Genomic DNA, 16502 nt, shown 5'->3' on the forward strand with positions numbered 1-16502 from the left:
GCGCAATATTGTGCTTCTGCTATCCAATTCGTCGCCGCTAACACGGCTCTCGAAGGCGGGCGGCGCGGCGCGACATTATCCGGCGGACGATCGGAGGTCGGCGCCCCGGCCAAGGGAATCACTTCCGGGGGGCAATTGATGAACTGGACGAAATGGTCGCTGATGTCGTGTGCGACGCTGCTGACCCAGCCATGCTTGGCGCAGGTCGCGGCTCCCGCCTCGGCGTCGAACGCGTCGGCGGATGCGGGGCAGGAGGCTTACCTGCCCGACATCGTCGTCACCGCCGAAAAGCGCGAGGCGGGGTTGCAGCAGGTGCCGCAGGCGATCACCGCGCTGACCGGCGATGCGCTGGTCGCGAACAACATCAACAGCTTCCAGGACCTGAGCGCGCTGGCCCCCGGCCTGACCGTCGGCAATGCCGAGGGGGAGCGGACCACGCTCTCCATTCGCGGCGTCGGGCAGGAGGCGAACCAGAATGACGTCGCCGCGCCGTCCGTCTCCTATCACCAGGACGGCGTCTATATCGTGTCGCCCTTCGCGCTGGGCGGCAACTTCCTGGATGTGGGGCGGGTCGAGGTGCTGCGCGGGCCGCAGGGGACGCTGTTCGGCCAGAACTCGACCGGCGGCGCGATCAATCTGGTCACGGTCGCGCCCGCGCTCGACCGGACCGAGGGCTATGTCGATGCGGCCTATGGATCGTTCGACTATCGCAACCTGCGGTCGGCGGTGAACCTGCCCATCGGATCGACGATGGCGGTGCGGGCGACGGGGAGCTGGCTGAAGCAGGACGGCACCACGACGAACATCCGGCTGGGGCAGAAGCTGGACCAGCGCAACGACGCGGCCTGGCGGTTCCAGCTGCTGTGGAAACCCGCCGACAATTTCCAGATCGACCTGACCGCACAGCAGTTCCGCAGCGACACCAACGGACCCGCGCGCTTTGGCCTGCTCGATCCGACCCCGCGCCGCGACGCGGACGGCCACCGGCAACTGTCGCAGGACTCGCCGTCGCACCTGTTCCTGCGCTCGCAACTGTACAGCTTGGTCGCGACCTGGGACCTGCCGGGCTTCACGGTCAAATATCTGGGCAGCCACCAGCGCGAGGATGTCCGCAAATATCGCGACAACGACTTTTCCGACGTGGCGCTGGTGGGGCCGCTGGCCGTCGACCGCAGCTTTTATGAGCGGCAGGACCAGGCGCATCGCTCCTATACCTCCGAGCTGAACCTCGTGTCGCGCACGCCCCTGTTCGGCAGCGTCGACTGGGTGCTCGGCGCCTTCTGGTTCCAGCAGAAGATCGAGGCGCATTCGTTCGAGCGGGTGGATCGCAACCGCAACGGCGTGCTCGATCCGTTCAACGCGGTCGCCAATAACGGCCTGCCGCCCGCCGGGGACATCGGTTTCCAGAGCGATTTCTTTCCCGAGCGCCGCTCCTTCTCCTTTTACGGACAGGCGACATGGCATGCGACCGACCGGCTGCGGATGACGGGCGGGCTGCGCTATACCGATGACCGGGCGACCAACCGCAACTATAATTTCTTCACCCTGTCGACCGGCCGACCGACCGCGCTGATCACGTCGCAGGGGACGGCGGTGACGGGGCGTGCGGCGGTGGAGTTCGACCTGGGCCGCAATCGCATGGCCTATGCCTCCTATACGCGCGGGTTCAAGCCGGGCGGCAACAACCTGACCTATGGCATTGCCGACGTGGCCGAGGATCTGGTGTTCCGCACCTTCCGCCCGGAACGCATCGACGCCTATGAGCTGGGGTTGAAGGCGGACTTCCTCGACGGGCGGCTGCGCACCAATCTGGCCGGGTTCGGCTATGACTATGTCGACCTGCAATATATGACCAGCGACCCGCGCAACCGGTCGAGCGGCGTCGCCAATATCCCGCGCAGCCGCATCCTGGGCGCGGAGGCGGAAGTGACCTTCGCGCCCAGCCGCGACCTGCGGTTCAGCACCGGCCTGACCCTGCTCGACAGCAAGGTCAGCGGCCATGCCCGCGCGCTGGACAGCGTGAATGCGACGGCGGCGGAGCGCAACCTGGTCGTCAACCAGCGGCTCAGCATCTTCGCGCCCGCCGTGACGCTGGCCCGCGCGGCGGTCATCGGCGACCTGTACGGCAACCAACTCGCCAAGACGCCCGCGTTCAGCGCCACGGCGGGCGTGAACTGGGACCATCAGTTCGGCAACGGGCTGCGCGGCTATGCCTCCGGCTTGTTCATCCGGCGCGGGGCGATGCAGGCGCGCGTGTTCAACAATCCCGCGATCGACCGCATCCCCGGTTACAACCAGGTCAACCTGACCGCCGGCGTCCGGTTCGGCGGCGGCTGGGATGTCAGCCTGAGCGCGCAGAACCTGTTCGACACCGACGGCATCAGCACGCGCTTCACCGACGTGTTCGGCGTCAACGCCACCTTCGACCAGCTGATCCCGCCGCGCACCGTCATCGGTCGCGTGCGGTACAGCTTCTGACCGCGCGCCGAGCGATAGGGAGACGATAGCATGACGCAGCCGACGGAAGCCGAACGCAACGCCGCCATCCTTCAGGCCGAACGCCTGGGGCTGGTCCTTCCGGCAGCGGCGCTGGACGGCGTCGTCGCCAACCAGCAATTGCTGGCGCGGCATCATGCCGTCGTGCGCGAAGCTCTGGCGGAGGATGCAAAATGAGCGTGGTGCCCGAAACCGCCTGCGCCATCGCCGCCCAGGTTCGCGAGGGGCGGCTGTCGGCCCGGCAGGTCGCGATCGACACGCTCGACCGCATCGCGCGGCGCGATGGCCTGAACGCGGCCACCCGGTTGCTGCGGGAGCGGGCGCTGGCCGATGCGGTGCGGGTCGACGCGGCGGTCGCCGCCGGGCGCGATCCCGGTCCGCTCGCGGGCGTGCCCTTTGCGGTCAAGGATTTGTTCGACGTCGCCGGGGAGACGACGACGGCGGGTGCCCGGCAACGCGCTCAGGCCCCGGCGGCGGTCCGCGATGCCGAGGTCGTCGTGCGGCTCTGCGCGGCGGGGGCGGTGCTGGTCGCGACGGCCAATATGGACGAGTTCGCCTATGGCTTCTCCACCGAGAATGCCCATCATGGCACCACCCGCAACCCGCACGATCCCGATCGGCTGGCGGGGGGCTCGTCGGGCGGATCGGCGGCGCTGGTCGGGGCGGGGCTGGTGCCGCTGGCGCTGGGATCGGATCCCAACGGATCGATCCGCGTGCCCGCCAGCCTGTGCGGGATATTCGGATTGCGGCCGACCTTCGGCGCGCTGTCGGTCGAGGGCGTCTATCCCTTTGTCGAGCGGCTCGACACGGTCGGGTGCTTTGCCCGCTCGCCCGAGGATATGGCGCTGGCCCATGCGGTGATGCTCGGCGAGGCGTTGCCGCCGTTCGCGGGCGGGCGTCCTCGCGTCGCGGCTCTGGGCGGATGGTTCACCGGGCGTGCCGATGCCGCCGTCCTTGCCGGGATCGATCGGATCGCCGCGCATCTGGAGGCGGGGCCGCCGGTCGTGCTGCGCTCCGCCGCCGCCGCGAGGTCGGCCGGTTTCCTGCTGACCGGGGCCGAGGGTGGCCATCGCCATCTGTCCGCGCTGAGCCGCGACGCGATAGCGTTCGATCCGGCGACGCGCGACCGGCTGATCGCCGGGGCGCTCCAGCCGGTCGCCGCCGTCCGCGATGCCGAGGCGGTCGCGGCGCGTTTCATGGCCGAGGTCGCCGACGCGCTGGGCGGGCATGACCTGCTGCTGGCCCCCGCGACGCCGATGCCCGCGCCCCGCATCGATGCGACGACGATCGTCATCGATGGCCAGACGCTGTCGGCGCGCGCCGATCTGGGCCTGCACACCCAGCCGCTGAGCCTGGCGGGGGTGCCGATCCTCTCGGTGCCGCTGGCCCAGGCCGAGGGGGTGCTGCCGATCGGCGTGCAGCTGATCGCCGCGCCGGGGCGTGAGGCGTTGTTATTCAAGACGGCGGCGGCGCTGGTCGCGGCGGGACTGGTGGCCTGTCCGCTCGCTCCTCTTCTGGCGGAGGCGGCATGATGCGCGCGACCCCCCGTTCCCTGCGCGGCATGGTCAGCGCCCCGCACCATCTGGCGGCTCAGGCCGGACGCGACGTGCTGGCCGAGGGCGGCAGCGCGGTCGAGGCGGCGGTGGCGACCGCCGCTTGCCTGGCCGTGGTCTATCCGCACATGACCGGGATCGGCGGCGACGGCTTCTGGCTGGTGGCCGAGCCGGACGGCCGGACCTGGGCGATCGACGGCTGCGGCGCGGCGGCGCTGGCGGCGGACCGCGCGCTGTACCGCGACCATGCGACCATTCCGTGGCGCGGACCCTTGGCGGCGAACACGGTGGCGGGAACCGTCGCGGGGTGGCAGGCGGCCTTGGCGCGCAGCGGCGCGACCCTGCCGCTCGACCGATTGCTGCGCGATGCCATCCATCACGCGCGGAGCGGCGTGGTCATCACGGCGGGCGGAGCGCAGGTCGCCGCCGCCGCGTCGCCCGCACTACGCGACCTGCCCGGCGCCTATGCGTCCGTCTTCGAGCCCGAAGGCCGTCCGCTGGTCAAGGGGGACCTACTCCGCCAGCCCGCGCTGGCGGCGACGCTGGAGCGATTGGCGGGGGAGGGGCTGGACGGCTTCTATCGCGGCGCGCTGGCACAGGCGATCGCCGACGACCTTGCCCAGCTCGGCAGTCCGCTTGCGGCGGCCGACCTCGCCGCCTTCGACGCGCGGGCCGTCGCGCCGCTAAAGGTGGCGATCAGCGGGGCGCGCCTGTTCAACCTGCCGCCGCCGACGCAGGGGGTGGCGTCGCTGCTGATCCTGGCGCTGTTCGACCGGCTGCGCGCGGCCGAGGCCGATGGGTTCGACCATGTCCACCGGCTGGTCGAGGCGACGAAGCAGGCGTTCCGCTGGCGCGACGCGCATGTCGGCGACCCGGCGACGATGACGCAGGATGCGCAGGCCTTGCTGGGCGACGGCGCCGCGCTGGACCGCATGGCCGGGGCGATCGACCCCGACCACGCCGCGCCCTGGCCGCATCCCCCGGCGCTGGGCGATACCACCTGGTTCGGCGCGGCCGACGCGCGCGGGCAGGTCGTCAGCTGTATCCAGAGCACTTATTTCGAGTTCGGATCGGGCATCGTCCTGCCACGCACAGGCATCGCGTGGCAGAATCGGGGATGCTCCTTCGCGCTCGACGGTGACGGCCCCAACCGGCTGCGACCCGGAGCGCGGCCCTTCCACACGCTGAACCCGGCGCTGGCGCGGTTCGACGATGGCCGGGTCATGGCGTATGGCACGATGGGCGGCGAGGGACAGCCGCAGACCCAGGCGGCGATCTTTACCCGTCATGCGCTGTTCGGTCAGCCCCTGCAGGCGGCGGTGGACGCTCCGCGCTGGCTGCTCGGGCGGACCTGGGGCGATCAGAGCACGACGCTGAAAATCGAGGCGGGGTTCGACCCGGCGCTGTACGACCAACTGGCGGCGGCGGGCCATGCGGTCGAACGCGTGCCCGGCTGGTCGTCGATGATGGGCCATGCCGGGGCGATCCTGCGGCATCCCGGCGGGATGATCGAGGGCGCGGCCGATCCGCGCAGCGACGGGATGGTGGCGACATGGTGACGACGACCGCATCCGGCGCGCGCGCGGTGGCGCGCTGCCTCGAGCTGTCGCGGGCGCCCTATAGCGACCGGGCGGACCGGCTGTTTCGCGGCTGGCTGACGCCTGCCTATCGCGCGACGATCGAACGCGTCGGGGCGTGGATGGAGGCGGCAGGCATGACGGTCCGCCATGATGCCGCCGTCAATCTGATCGGCCGCTATGAGGGCACGCGCCCGGACGCGCCCGCGCTGGTGATCGGCAGCCATCTCGACAGTGTGCGCGACGCCGGGGCTTATGACGGGCCGCTGGGCGTGATGCTGGGCATCGAATGCGTCGCCGCGCTTCATGCCGAGGGACGTCGCATGCCCTTCGCGATCGAGGTGATCGGCTTCGGCGACGAAGAGGGATCGCGCTTTCCCGCCGCGATGCTGGGCAGCCGCGCGGTGGCGGGCGCGCTGACGCCCGGCGCGGCCGACATGGCCGATGCGGCGGGGATCAGCGTCGATGCCGCGTTGCGTGAGTTCGGCAGCCAGGCCGCCGCGCTCGCCACCGCACGTCGCGCGCCGGGCTCGATGATCGCCTATCTCGAGGCGCATATCGAACAGGGGCCGGTGCTGGAGGCGGAGGGGCTGGCACTGGGCGTCGTGACTGGCATTGCCGCGCAACTCCGCCTTGAGGTGACGGTGAACGGTGTCGCGGGCCATGCCGGGACCGTCACCATGCCGCTGCGCCGCGACGCGCTGGCCGCCGCCGCGCGCATGGTGTCGGCGGTCGAGGACATCGCGGTCGCCGCCGCGTCCGATCTGGTCGCGACGGTCGGTCGGATCGAGGTCGCGCCGGGGGCGGCGAACGTGATTGCGGGCGAGGTGCGCTTCACCGTCGACATTCGCGCAGGCGCGACTGACCGCCGCGACCGCGCCGCCGCCGCGATCGGCGCGGCCATGGAGGCCATCGCGCGCGATCGGGGCGTGACCCTCACCGTCGCGACGGTCCACGACCTGCCGCCTTGTCCGTGCGATCCTCGCCTCATGGATCTGCTCGACGCGGCGGTCGTCGCCACCGGGCAGGCTTCGCGTCGGCTGATGTCGGGCGCGGGGCATGACGCGATGGCGATGGTCGCGCTGGGGCCCGTCGCGATGCTGTTCCTGCGCTGTGCCGGGGGGATCAGCCACAACCCGGCCGAACATGTCGACCCGGCCGATGCCGATGCCGCCTTTGCCGCGATGCGCGGCTTTATCGATCGATTGGGAGAAGATTATCGTGACGCCTGACCTTTTTGGCGAGATCGATCCGCCGCAGCGGCTGCTGATGGGGCCGGGGCCGGTCAACGCCCATCCGCGCGTCCTGCGCGCGATGAGTGCGGACCTGCTCGGCCAGTTCGATCCGGAAATGACCGGCTATATGAACCAGGTCATGGCGCTGTACCGGCCGGTGTTCGGGACCGAGAACCACTGGACCTTCCTGATCGACGGCACCGCGCGCGCGGCGATCGAGGCGTCTTTGGTGTCGCTGCTCGCGCCGGGGGACCGGCTGCTGGTCGTCGATTTCGGCCGCTTCGGGCTGTTGTTGCAAGAGATTGGCGAGCGGATCGGCGCGCAGGTCGAACGGCTGTCGGTCCCCTGGGGTGAAACCGTGCCGCTCGACGCCATCGCGGACGCGATCGAGCGGACCGCGCCGATGGTGGTCGCCTGCGTCCATGGCGACACCTCGACCACCATGGCGCAGCCGCTCGACGGGGTGGGGGCGCTGTGCAAGGCGGCGGGCGCGTATCTCTATGTCGATGCGACCGCGACGATCGGCGGGATGGAGATCGCCACCGACCGCTGGGGCGCGGACATCGTCACCGGCGGCTTGCAGAAATGCCTGGGCGGTCCGTCGGGATCGGCCCCGATCACCATCTCGCCCCGCGCCGCCGAGCGCATCCTGGGGCGTCGCCATGTCGAAAAGGGCATTCGCCGCGACGATATTGTCGATGCGGGCGGGGTGCGGATCGGCACCAACTATTTCGACCTCGCCATGATCATGGACTATTGGTCGGAGAAGCGGCTGAACCACCATACCGAAGCGACGACGATGCTCTACGGCGCGCGCGAATGTGCCCGCGTGGCGCTGGGCGAGGGGCTGGAGGCACGGTTCGCGCGCCATGCGGCGGCGGGCCGGGCGGTGGTGGCCGGGGCTCGCGCGCTGGGGCTGGAGGTGTTCGGCGACGATCGGTTCCGCATGACCAACGTGACCGGCATCCTGATCCCGCCCGGCATCGACGGCGAGCGGGTGCGCGCCTGGATGCGCGAGGATTTCGAGATCGAGATCGGCACCGCCTTCGGCCCGCTCCAGGGCAAGGTCTGGCGGATCGGCGCAATGGGCTACAATGCCATGAAGCATAAGGTGCTGCTGACGCTCGCCGCGCTGGAGGCGGTGTTGCGGGCAGAGGGGATGACGCTGCCCTCCGGCGCCGGGGTCGATGCCGCGCTCGAAAGCTATGCCGCATGACCGCGCCGCGCGATCTGGTCGGCTATGGCGCGTCGCCGCCCGATCCCCGCTGGCCCGGCGGCGCGCGCGTCGCGGTGCAGTTCGTCGTCAATGTCGAGGAAGGCGCGGAGAACAGCGTCCTGAACGGCGATGCCGGGTCGGAGGCGTTCCTGTCGGAGATGGTCGGCGCGGCCAGCCATCCCGCCCGCGCCATGGCGATGGAAAGCCTGTACGAATATGGCGCGCGCGCCGGTTTCTGGCGGCTGCACCGGCTGTTCGCCGAGCGGCAGGTGCCGGTCACGGCCTTCGCGGTAGCCACCGCCATGGCCGCCAATCCGGCGGCGGTCGACGCGATGCTGGCCGCCGATTGGGAGATCGCCAGCCACGGCTATCGCTGGATCGACTATCAATATGTCCCGCCCGAGGTGGAGCGCGCGCACATTGCCGAGGCGATCGCGCTGCACACCCGCCTGACCGGCGCGCGCCCGCTGGGCTGGTATCAGGGGCGGACCTCGCCCGCGACCGCCGCGCTGGTCGCCGCCGAGGGCGGGTTCGTCTATGACGCCGACAGCTATGCCGACGACCTGCCTTATTGGGATCGTCGCCATGCCGGGGCGAATGGCGGGCGGGCGCAGCTGATCGTGCCCTATACGCTCGACGCCAATGACATGAAGTTCGTCGCCTATAACGGCTTTGCCGATGGCGAGCCCTTTTTCCGCTATCTGCGCGACACGTTCGAACAGTTGCGGGCTGAGGGCGGGCGGATGATGTCGGTGGGCTTGCACGGGCGCATCGTCGGACGGCCGGCCCGCGCGGCGGCGCTGGCCCGCTTCGTCGACCATGTGATCGCCAGCGGCGACGCGTGGATCGCGCGCCGCATCGATATCGCGCGACACTGGCAACAGGTGCACCCGGCATGACGATCGACGATCCGCAAGTGGTGGCCGAGGTAATGGCCGCCTTCACCGCTTATGAAGCCGCGCTGATGGCCGATGACGTGCCCGCGATGGACCGGCTGTTCCACGATCATCCGACCACGATCCGCTATGGCGTCGGCGAGGTGCTGTATGGCGCGGAGGCCATTCGCGCCTTTCGCAAGGGGCGGGGCGGATCGCCGCAGCGTCGGCTCGGAACGGTCGCGATCCACAGCTTCGGCCGCGACCATGCGACCGCCAACGCCGAATTCTTCCGCGAAGGCGATGCCCGGCGCGGGCGGCAGAGCCAGACCTGGGTGCGCTTTCCCGATGGTTGGAAAGTCGTCGCCGCGCATGTCTCGATCGAGGGGCGGGATCATGACCGATAGCGATTTCAATGCGATGTCGAGCGAGGCTTTCGTCGCGCGCTATGCGAGCGTGGTCGAGCATTCGCCCTGGGTGGTGGAGCGCGCGGCGGCGCGGCGGCCCTTTGCCGATCTGGCGGAGGGGATCGTGGCGGTGCTTGCCGACGCTACGCCCGAAGAGCGGCTGTCGGTGATCCGCGCCCATCCCGAACTGGCGGGGCGCGCGGCGATCGCGGGCACGCTGACCGAGGAGTCGCGCAGCGAACAGGCCTCGGCCGGACTGGACCGCATGACCCGGCAAGAGTTTGAGCGCTTCCATGCGCTCAACGCCGCCTATGGCGAGCGGTTCGGCTTTCCTTTCATCATCTGCGTCCGGCGGACCGACCGCGCGGGCATATTGCGCGCCATGGCCGAGCGGCTGTCCAACGACCGCGAGGCCGAGGTCGAAACCGCGCTGACCGAGATCGGCCATATCGTCCGCCTGCGACTGGAGACCCTGGCATGACCCAACCCATCGGCCTGGCCGCCCTGGCCCAGCAGGTCGCGACCGATCTCGAACGCCTGGCGCATGGCGGCCCTGCCTGGACGGTGCCGCAGCCCATGGCGGAGGGCCATGTCCATGACGTCATCATCGTCGGCGGCGGGCAGAGCGGTTTGGGCGCGGCGTTCGGGCTGCTGCGCGAGCGTGTGTCGAACATCCTCGTCCTCGACGAAAACCCGGCGGGCTATGAGGGGCCGTGGGACACCTATGCGCGGATGATGACGCTGCGCACGCCCAAGCACCTGACCGCGATTGATATGGGGATTCCCTCGCTGACCTTCCGCGCTTTCTGGGAGGCGCAGCATGGCGCGGAAGGATGGGAGGCGCTGGACAAGATTCCGCGCCGCGACTGGATGGCCTATTTGCGCTGGTATCGCGCCGTCCTGAACCTGCCCGTGCGCAACGAGGCGCGGGTCACGCTGATCGAGCCGCTGGGCGGGCGATTCCGCGTCCACCTCGCGGACGGTGTGCCGCTGCTCGCGCGCAAGGTCGTGCTGGCGACCGGCATCCAGGGGGGCGGCAACTGGCACGTGCCCGAACTGGTGCGCGATCGGCTGCCCGCGACCCGCTATGCCCATACGTCCGCTTCGATCGATTATGCGGGGCTGGCCGGAAAGCGCATCGCGTTGCTGGGGGCGGGGGCCTCGGCGTTCGACAATGCCCATGCCGCGCTGTCCGCCGGGGTGGCCGAGGCGCATGTTTTCGTCCGCCGCCCGGAACTGCCGCGCGTCAATCCGATCCGGCATATGGAGCGCAGCGGGATCATCGGCCGCTTCCCCGCGCTGGACGATGCCGCCAAATACCGGATGATGGTCGCCTTTTTCGACCGCAGCCAGCCGCCGACCAACGACACGTTCGACCGCGCGTCGGCGCTGCCCGGCTTTCACCTGCATCTCGGCACGCCTTGGCTGGACGTGGCCGACACCGGCGATGCGGTCGCGGTCACCACCCCGCGCGGGACCGAGACGTTCGACTTTCTCGTCCTGTCGACCGGGCTGGTCACCGACCCGGCGCTGCGCCCCGAACTGGCGCTGGTCGCCGACGGCATCGCGCGCTGGTCCGACCGCTATCGCCCGGGGGAGGCGTCGCATTCGCTGATCGATGCGCATCCCTATCTGGGGCCGCAATTCCAGCTATTGCCGCGCACGCCCGACGATGCGGCGGCGCTGCACGGGTTGTTCGCGTTCAACTATTCGGGGCTCATCAGCCTCGGCCTGTCGGCCTCCGCGCTGTCGGGACTGCGCCACGCCTTGCCCCGGCTGGTGGCGGGGGTGGCCGACCAGCTGTTCCTCGACGATCGCGATGCGATGATCGCCGCCTATCTCGACTATGACGAGCCCGAATTCATCGGGGCATGGCCGCGCACGGGGGCGGTGGCATGAGCGCGACCCTGTCCACCCATGTCCTCGACACCGCGCATGGCCGGCCGGCGGCGGGCATCGCCGTCACGCTGCTCGACGGCGACGGGGTGCGGTTGTTTGATGGCGTGACCAATGCCGATGGGCGCTGTCCCGCGCTGGCCGCCGTGCCGGTCTTGCCGGGACACCATGCATTGTCCTTTGCGGTCGCCAACTATTTCCGCGCCGCCGGGGTCGACCTGCCCGACCCGCCCTTTCTCGATCGGGTGACGATCGATTTCGGCATCGCGCCGGACGGGGGCCATTACCACGTGCCGCTGCTCGTCTCGCCCTACAGCTATTCCACCTATCGGGGCAGTTGATCCCGTTCCTTCCCGCCGGAGTGCCCCGATGATCCGTCGCCTGCTCGCCACGATCGAGCCCTATATCCTGATGCTGTTGGCGACCGTGCTGATCGCCACGCTGCTGCCGCCGCGTGGGATCGGCGCTCCGATTTTCGACATTGCCGCCGATACCGCCATCGTCGCGCTGTTCTTCGTCCATGGCGCGAAACTGTCGCGCAGCGCGCTGGTCGCAGGCGCGCGGCACTGGCGGTTGCACCTTGCGATCCTTGCGGTAAGCTTCGTGCTGTTCCCGCTGCTCGGTCTCGCCATCACCGGCAGCGGCCTGCCGGCACCGGATCTGGCGACCGGAATCCTGTTCCTGACGCTGCTGCCTTCGACGGTGCAGTCCTCGATCGCCTTCACCGCCATCGCGCGCGGGAACGTGGCGGCGGCGGTGTGCAGCGCGTCGCTGTCCAACCTGCTCGGCATCGCCATCACGCCCGCGCTGGCGGCGTTGCTGCTGCCCGGTACCGGCGGGGTCGACCTGTCGTTCGACAGCGTGCGGACGATCGTGCTGCAACTGCTCCTGCCTTTCGCGGCCGGGCATATGCTGCGCCCGTGGATCGGCGACTGGATCGCGGCGCGCAAACGGCTGGTGACCACGCTCGATCGCGGATCGATCCTGCTGGTGGTCTATACCGCCTTCGGCGCGGCGGTGAGCGAGGGGCTGTGGTCGCAGGTCGGGGCGCTGGAACTGGCCGAACTGGTCGGATGGTGCGCGGCACTGCTCACGGTGGTGCTGGTCCTGACCGGGTTCATCGCGCGGGCGATGAAGCTGGACCCTGCCGATGCGGCGGTGATGCGGTTCTGCGGGTCGAAGAAGAGCCTGGCGACGGGCGTGCCGATGGCGGGCGTGCTGTTCCCGCCTGCCCAGGTCGGCGTCGTGCTGTTGCCGGTCATGGTGTTCCATCAGTTGCAGTTGATCGCCTGCGCCTTTCTCGCCCGGCGGCTGGCGAACGAGGCGGATGCGGCGGCGGTGGTGGGACCTGCGACCGTGCCGGGTTGAACCGCTACTCCTCCAACCGTGCGAATTCTTCCTTCAGTATGTCGACGAAACTGCTGAGATAGATGGGCAATACCCGCCCGCGTTGCAGCAGCATCGACACGCTGGCCGGGCGGACGATCCCCTCGACCAGCGGAATCCAGCGGAGTTCACCCGCCGCCAGCTCACGCTCAAGCCCGATGCGCGACAGAAAGGCGATGCCGATCCCCGCGCGGACCAGATTCTTGAGGGTATCGATCCGCTCGACCGTGGCGACCCGCTTGAGCGGCACGTCGCTCATATCGAACAGGTCGTACAAGACGCTCTGTTTGAGCCAGTCGTCATGCGGCGTCACGATCGCGTGGGGAATGCAGTCGGACAACGTCACCTGGTCGAGGCCGGAGAGGGCATGGTCCGGCGGCACGATGACGCCGATCGGCATCTGGACATGTGCGACGGTCGCGGTTCGCGCGGTCCCCGTCAGGTCGAAGGCACAGATGACGTCCGCCTCCTTGGACAGCAATTCCGCCTTCACCCGGTGATTGTCCCCCGCCAGCAGCGAGAATTCGATCAGGGGAAAGCGTTCCTTGTAGCGGGCGATCGCGCGCGGAACGAGATCGTCGGCCAGGCTCTCGGCGGCGGCGATCCGGATCAGGCCGCGCTCCCCGCCGCGTAGCCGCAGCATCTCGTGACGCAAGGTGACGCTTTCGCGCTTCCAGCGGCGGATATAGGCCAGCAACGCCTCGCCCGCCGCGGTCGGGCGTATGCCGCGCGGCATGCGGACGAACAGTTGCACGTCCAGTTCTTCCTCGAGCTGCAACAATTGCCGGTTGACCGCAGAGGAAGCGATATTCAGCGTTTCCGCGGCCTTACGGATCGAACCGTGGCGGATCGCCTGATCGAAATAGATCAACCCCGTCTTGATAAGGACCATCATTGCCTCGCGATTATTCCATCCGGCCGATGCACGGTGGCTGCCATCCGTGCCTGACGGCCTATCGGAGCCGGACCCCGGCCACGCGGAATTCGGCTTCCGCCGCGTCGACCGTGGTGCCGCCACCGATCGGCATGGCGATCGCGCGCGTATAGTCCTTCAGGATTGAGGCTTCGAACCCCTCCCGCCTGGCATCGAGCGCCGACCAGGCGACACAGAAATCATAGGCCAGCCCAACGAACACGCACCGCCGCACGTGCTTGTCACGCAGATACCCCGCCAGACCGGTCTTCGTCGTCTTGTCGTTCTCGAAAAAGGCGGAATAGGAATCGACCGACGGATTAGAGCCTTTCCGGATGATGAGCTGGGCATGGCCGATGGCGCTTGCCGCATCGGGATGGAAATCGGCACCCGGTGTGTTCTGGATGCAGTGATCGGGCCACAGCACCTGCTCGCCATAAGGCATTTTCACCGTATCGAACGGGTGCCGATCCGGATGGCTGCTCGCAAAAGACAAATGTCCGGCCGGATGCCAGTCTTGGGTCACGACGACATGCCGGAAACGCGGGGCGAGCGCGTCGATCCCGGCCATGATCTCGTTTCCTCCCGCCACGGCCAGGCGGCCGCCCGGACAGAAATCCATCTGCGGGTCGATGATGATGAGGGCATCCGTCTCCGCGATCGCCTCGTCGCCCGTGAACCGTCCGTTGTCCATCGCCGTCTCCACTTCGCTGACGGACCGGATGACAGGCCGCCTTTGGCAACAATGCTTATTGTCGGATCACGGCAAATGATACCGTCTAGCGGTTCGGGATCATGCCTATGAACGGCGGGCGCCGACAAACGGGCACGGGGGATTGCGTGGCTTCGTCCGGGGCAAGCCTGGCGAATTCCAGCGGTTCGAAGACCCTGCTTTCTAATAAACAAGTTGCACTACCATGAAGAATAGTTTTCATTTCGAATCGCTCACCGATGGAGTGAGTGGCCGAAAGTTGCGCGGCAACCCTTTTTGGTTGCGCCTCGCGACCTGTGATCCTGACGCGGAAGAGGATGCCGATTGGCGTGGTGACGGCGTTTCGCCGTCATCCTGTTCGGCATTCGAGCCAAGGGGGACGGGGCGGTAATGGCTACACGGCGTGCGGTATTGGGTAAGCTGGGGATGTTGGCGGGACTCGGTCCCATGTTGGGGGCGATGCAGGCGCTTGGTGTGGCGGGTATCGCCCATGCCGAGGAATGGGCGCCGCTGCCGACAGAGGTTGGTCGTGGTCGCCATGTCGTGGTCCTGGGTGCCGGCATTGCGGGGCTGACCGCCGCCTATGAACTGGAGCAGGCGGGCTTTCTGGTCACCCTCTTGGAGGCACGCGACCGGGTCGGTGGCCGCGCCTGGACGGTGCGTGACGGCGACAAGATCGAAATGAATGGCGAGACGACGCAGACCGCTCGCTTCTCCGACGGGATTTATTTCAATGCCGGACCGGCCCGCATTCCAAGCTTCCATCAGGGGGTCCTCGGCTATGCCAAGCGGTTCGGTGTGCCCATGGAGGTCGAGGTCAATTCCAGTCGCTCGGCCTATATCATGGGCGATGACGGAACGAAGATCCGGATGCGCACCGCGATCAACGACATGCGCGGGCGCATCGCGGAACTGCTGGCCAAGGCGATCAACCAGGGCTCGCTCGATCGCGAACTGACCGCGGTCGATCGCGAGCGGCTGATGCCGTTCCTCAAGGCTTATGGCGATCTGGACGCGAGCAACAGCTTCAAGGGGACGGAGCGGTCCGGCTTCGGCACCGCGCCGGGGGCGGGCGTCACCTTCGCTTCGCCCTCGACGGCGCTGCCGCTGGAGCAATTGCTGGCCAATCAGCGGTTGCCGATGACGCTGTTCGAAGACAATCTCTATATGCAGGCGACGATGTTCGAACCGGTCGGCGGTATGGATCGCATCCATGCCGGGTTCGATCGGAACCTGCGCCGTCCCGCCCTGTTGGGGGCGGAGGTCACCCAGATCCGCCAGCTACCGGCGAGCGTGGAGGTCGTCTATCGCGACCGCCGCAGCGGCGTGGTGAGCCGGGTCGCCGCCGATTACCTGATCTGCACCATTCCCTTCCCGGTGCTCGCCAAGATCGACAGCAATTTCTCGCCTCGCCTGAAGCAGATGGTGGAGAGCGTGAAATATGATTATTCGAACAAGGTGGCGTTCGAAAGCCCGCGCTTCTGGGAGCGCGAGCAAATCTATGGCGGCCTATCCTTTGTCGGCGGCCCGACCACCCTGGTCTGGTACCCATCGGCAGGTCTGCATAGCGAGCGTGGCATGATCCTGGGCTGTTACAGTTCCGGCCCCGTGGCTGCCGAGTTCGAGAAGCGGCCGATCGAGGAGCAGATCGCCTTTTCGCGGGGTGTGATCGACCGTTTGCATCCGGGGCACGGCGGGGACTGTGTCAACGGTCTGGCGGTCAACTGGCACAAGATCCCGTTCAGCCTCGGGCCATGGCCGGATTGGAATGCGGGCAGCGCCAATGGGCGGCAGGAAGGGCATATCGATACGCCGGCGTTCCGCTTTCTGCAGGAGCCCGAAGGTCGCATCTATTTCGCTGGTGCCGCACTCAGTCAGACGCCCGGTTGGCAGGAAGGCGGTATCCAGTCGGCCCGCCGTCAGGTCACGGAACTCGGGCGGCGGGTTGCCAGCGAGGGCACGCCGCGATCACGACGGGCAGCCTGATGGCGGTCGGCACGGCCAGCGCCGGGGAATATTGGGGAGCGCCGGATCGGCGGACTGGCCCGCCGCCTGAGCCTGGAGGCTTCTCACAAGGTCTGTGACCCGCCGGGGCCGAACGGCGTGCAGGGAAAGATGCCGCCCGTTGGGTCCCGCAGGTAATAGGAACGCGATATTTAATGGTTCGAAGGCGCCCGATTTGCGCAATGGTCTTCTGCGCAAAAGTCAAAACGAATGTTGTATAAATACGACATGC

Annotated in this window: 15 protein-coding genes; 13 read left to right on the plus strand and 2 right to left on the minus strand. The window is 68.4% G+C overall.

Annotated elements, in window-relative coordinates:
• Positions 1–138 precede the first annotated feature (138 nt).
• From ACWPWT_RS13905 to ACWPWT_RS13960, 12 genes are read left to right on the plus strand one after another with little or no spacing between them, the layout of a single operon-like run.
• Positions 139–2478, plus strand: coding sequence for a TonB-dependent receptor (locus tag ACWPWT_RS13905; RefSeq protein ID WP_454280162.1), 2340 nt, complete (start codon positions 139–141; stop codon positions 2476–2478).
• Between the two features lie 30 nt (positions 2479–2508).
• Complete coding sequence (locus ACWPWT_RS13910; RefSeq protein ID WP_454280163.1) at positions 2509–2673, plus strand: hypothetical protein; 165 nt, start codon at positions 2509–2511, stop codon at positions 2671–2673.
• Positions 2670–4028, plus strand: a complete 1359-nt coding sequence (locus ACWPWT_RS13915) for an AtzE family amidohydrolase (protein WP_454280164.1) — start codon at positions 2670–2672, stop codon at positions 4026–4028. Before ACWPWT_RS13910 ends, ACWPWT_RS13915 begins: the two co-directional genes overlap by 4 nt.
• Positions 4025–5608, plus strand: a complete 1584-nt coding sequence (locus tag ACWPWT_RS13920; protein ID WP_454280165.1) for a gamma-glutamyltransferase family protein — start codon at positions 4025–4027, stop codon at positions 5606–5608. Before ACWPWT_RS13915 ends, ACWPWT_RS13920 begins: the two co-directional genes overlap by 4 nt.
• On the plus strand, positions 5602–6858 hold the full coding sequence (locus tag ACWPWT_RS13925) for an allantoate amidohydrolase (RefSeq protein WP_454280166.1): 1257 nt from the start codon (positions 5602–5604) through the stop codon (positions 6856–6858). Before ACWPWT_RS13920 ends, ACWPWT_RS13925 begins: the two co-directional genes overlap by 7 nt.
• A gap of 37 nt (positions 6859–6895) precedes the next feature.
• Positions 6896–8077 (plus strand): pyridoxal-phosphate-dependent aminotransferase family protein, encoded by a 1182-nt coding sequence (locus tag ACWPWT_RS13930; RefSeq protein WP_454280974.1) that lies wholly within the window; start codon positions 6896–6898, stop codon positions 8075–8077.
• The gene (puuE, locus tag ACWPWT_RS13935) at positions 8074–8976 is read left to right on the plus strand and encodes an allantoinase PuuE (protein WP_454280167.1); all 903 of its coding nucleotides are present in this window, start codon (positions 8074–8076) and stop codon (positions 8974–8976) included. Before ACWPWT_RS13930 ends, puuE begins: the two co-directional genes overlap by 4 nt.
• The gene (gene hpxZ / locus ACWPWT_RS13940) at positions 8973–9359 is read left to right on the plus strand and encodes an oxalurate catabolism protein HpxZ (RefSeq protein ID WP_454280168.1); all 387 of its coding nucleotides are present in this window, start codon (positions 8973–8975) and stop codon (positions 9357–9359) included. Before puuE ends, hpxZ begins: the two co-directional genes overlap by 4 nt.
• Positions 9349–9840, plus strand: a complete 492-nt coding sequence (gene uraD, locus ACWPWT_RS13945) for a 2-oxo-4-hydroxy-4-carboxy-5-ureidoimidazoline decarboxylase (protein ID WP_454280169.1) — start codon at positions 9349–9351, stop codon at positions 9838–9840. Before hpxZ ends, uraD begins: the two co-directional genes overlap by 11 nt.
• Entirely contained in the window at positions 9837–11258 is a 1422-nt protein-coding gene (locus ACWPWT_RS13950) for an FAD/NAD(P)-binding protein (RefSeq protein ID WP_454280170.1), read from the plus strand. The genes uraD and ACWPWT_RS13950 overlap by 4 nt, the downstream gene beginning before the upstream one ends.
• Entirely contained in the window at positions 11255–11596 is a 342-nt protein-coding gene (gene uraH, locus ACWPWT_RS13955; RefSeq protein ID WP_454280171.1) for a hydroxyisourate hydrolase, read from the plus strand. The genes ACWPWT_RS13950 and uraH overlap by 4 nt, the downstream gene beginning before the upstream one ends.
• Positions 11597–11624: 28 nt before the next feature.
• Positions 11625–12623: a bile acid:sodium symporter family protein gene (locus tag ACWPWT_RS13960; RefSeq protein WP_454280172.1), complete on the plus strand. Its 999-nt coding sequence runs from the start codon at positions 11625–11627 to the stop codon at positions 12621–12623.
• Between the two features lie 4 nt (positions 12624–12627).
• Here the strand turns inward: ACWPWT_RS13960 and ACWPWT_RS13965 are convergent, their stop codons facing one another.
• Entirely contained in the window at positions 12628–13536 is a 909-nt protein-coding gene (locus ACWPWT_RS13965) for a LysR family transcriptional regulator (protein ID WP_454280173.1), read from the minus strand.
• A gap of 58 nt (positions 13537–13594) precedes the next feature.
• The gene (locus ACWPWT_RS13970) at positions 13595–14248 is read right to left on the minus strand and encodes a nicotinamidase (protein ID WP_454280174.1); all 654 of its coding nucleotides are present in this window, start codon (positions 14246–14248) and stop codon (positions 13595–13597) included.
• Between the two features lie 408 nt (positions 14249–14656).
• Between ACWPWT_RS13970 and ACWPWT_RS13975 the strand changes: the two genes are divergently transcribed.
• Positions 14657–16252, plus strand: coding sequence for a flavin monoamine oxidase family protein (locus ACWPWT_RS13975; RefSeq protein WP_454280175.1), 1596 nt, complete (start codon positions 14657–14659; stop codon positions 16250–16252).
• Positions 16253–16502: the final 250 nt, after the last annotated feature.

The organism is Sphingomonas sp. Marseille-Q8236, from assembly GCF_965112005.1.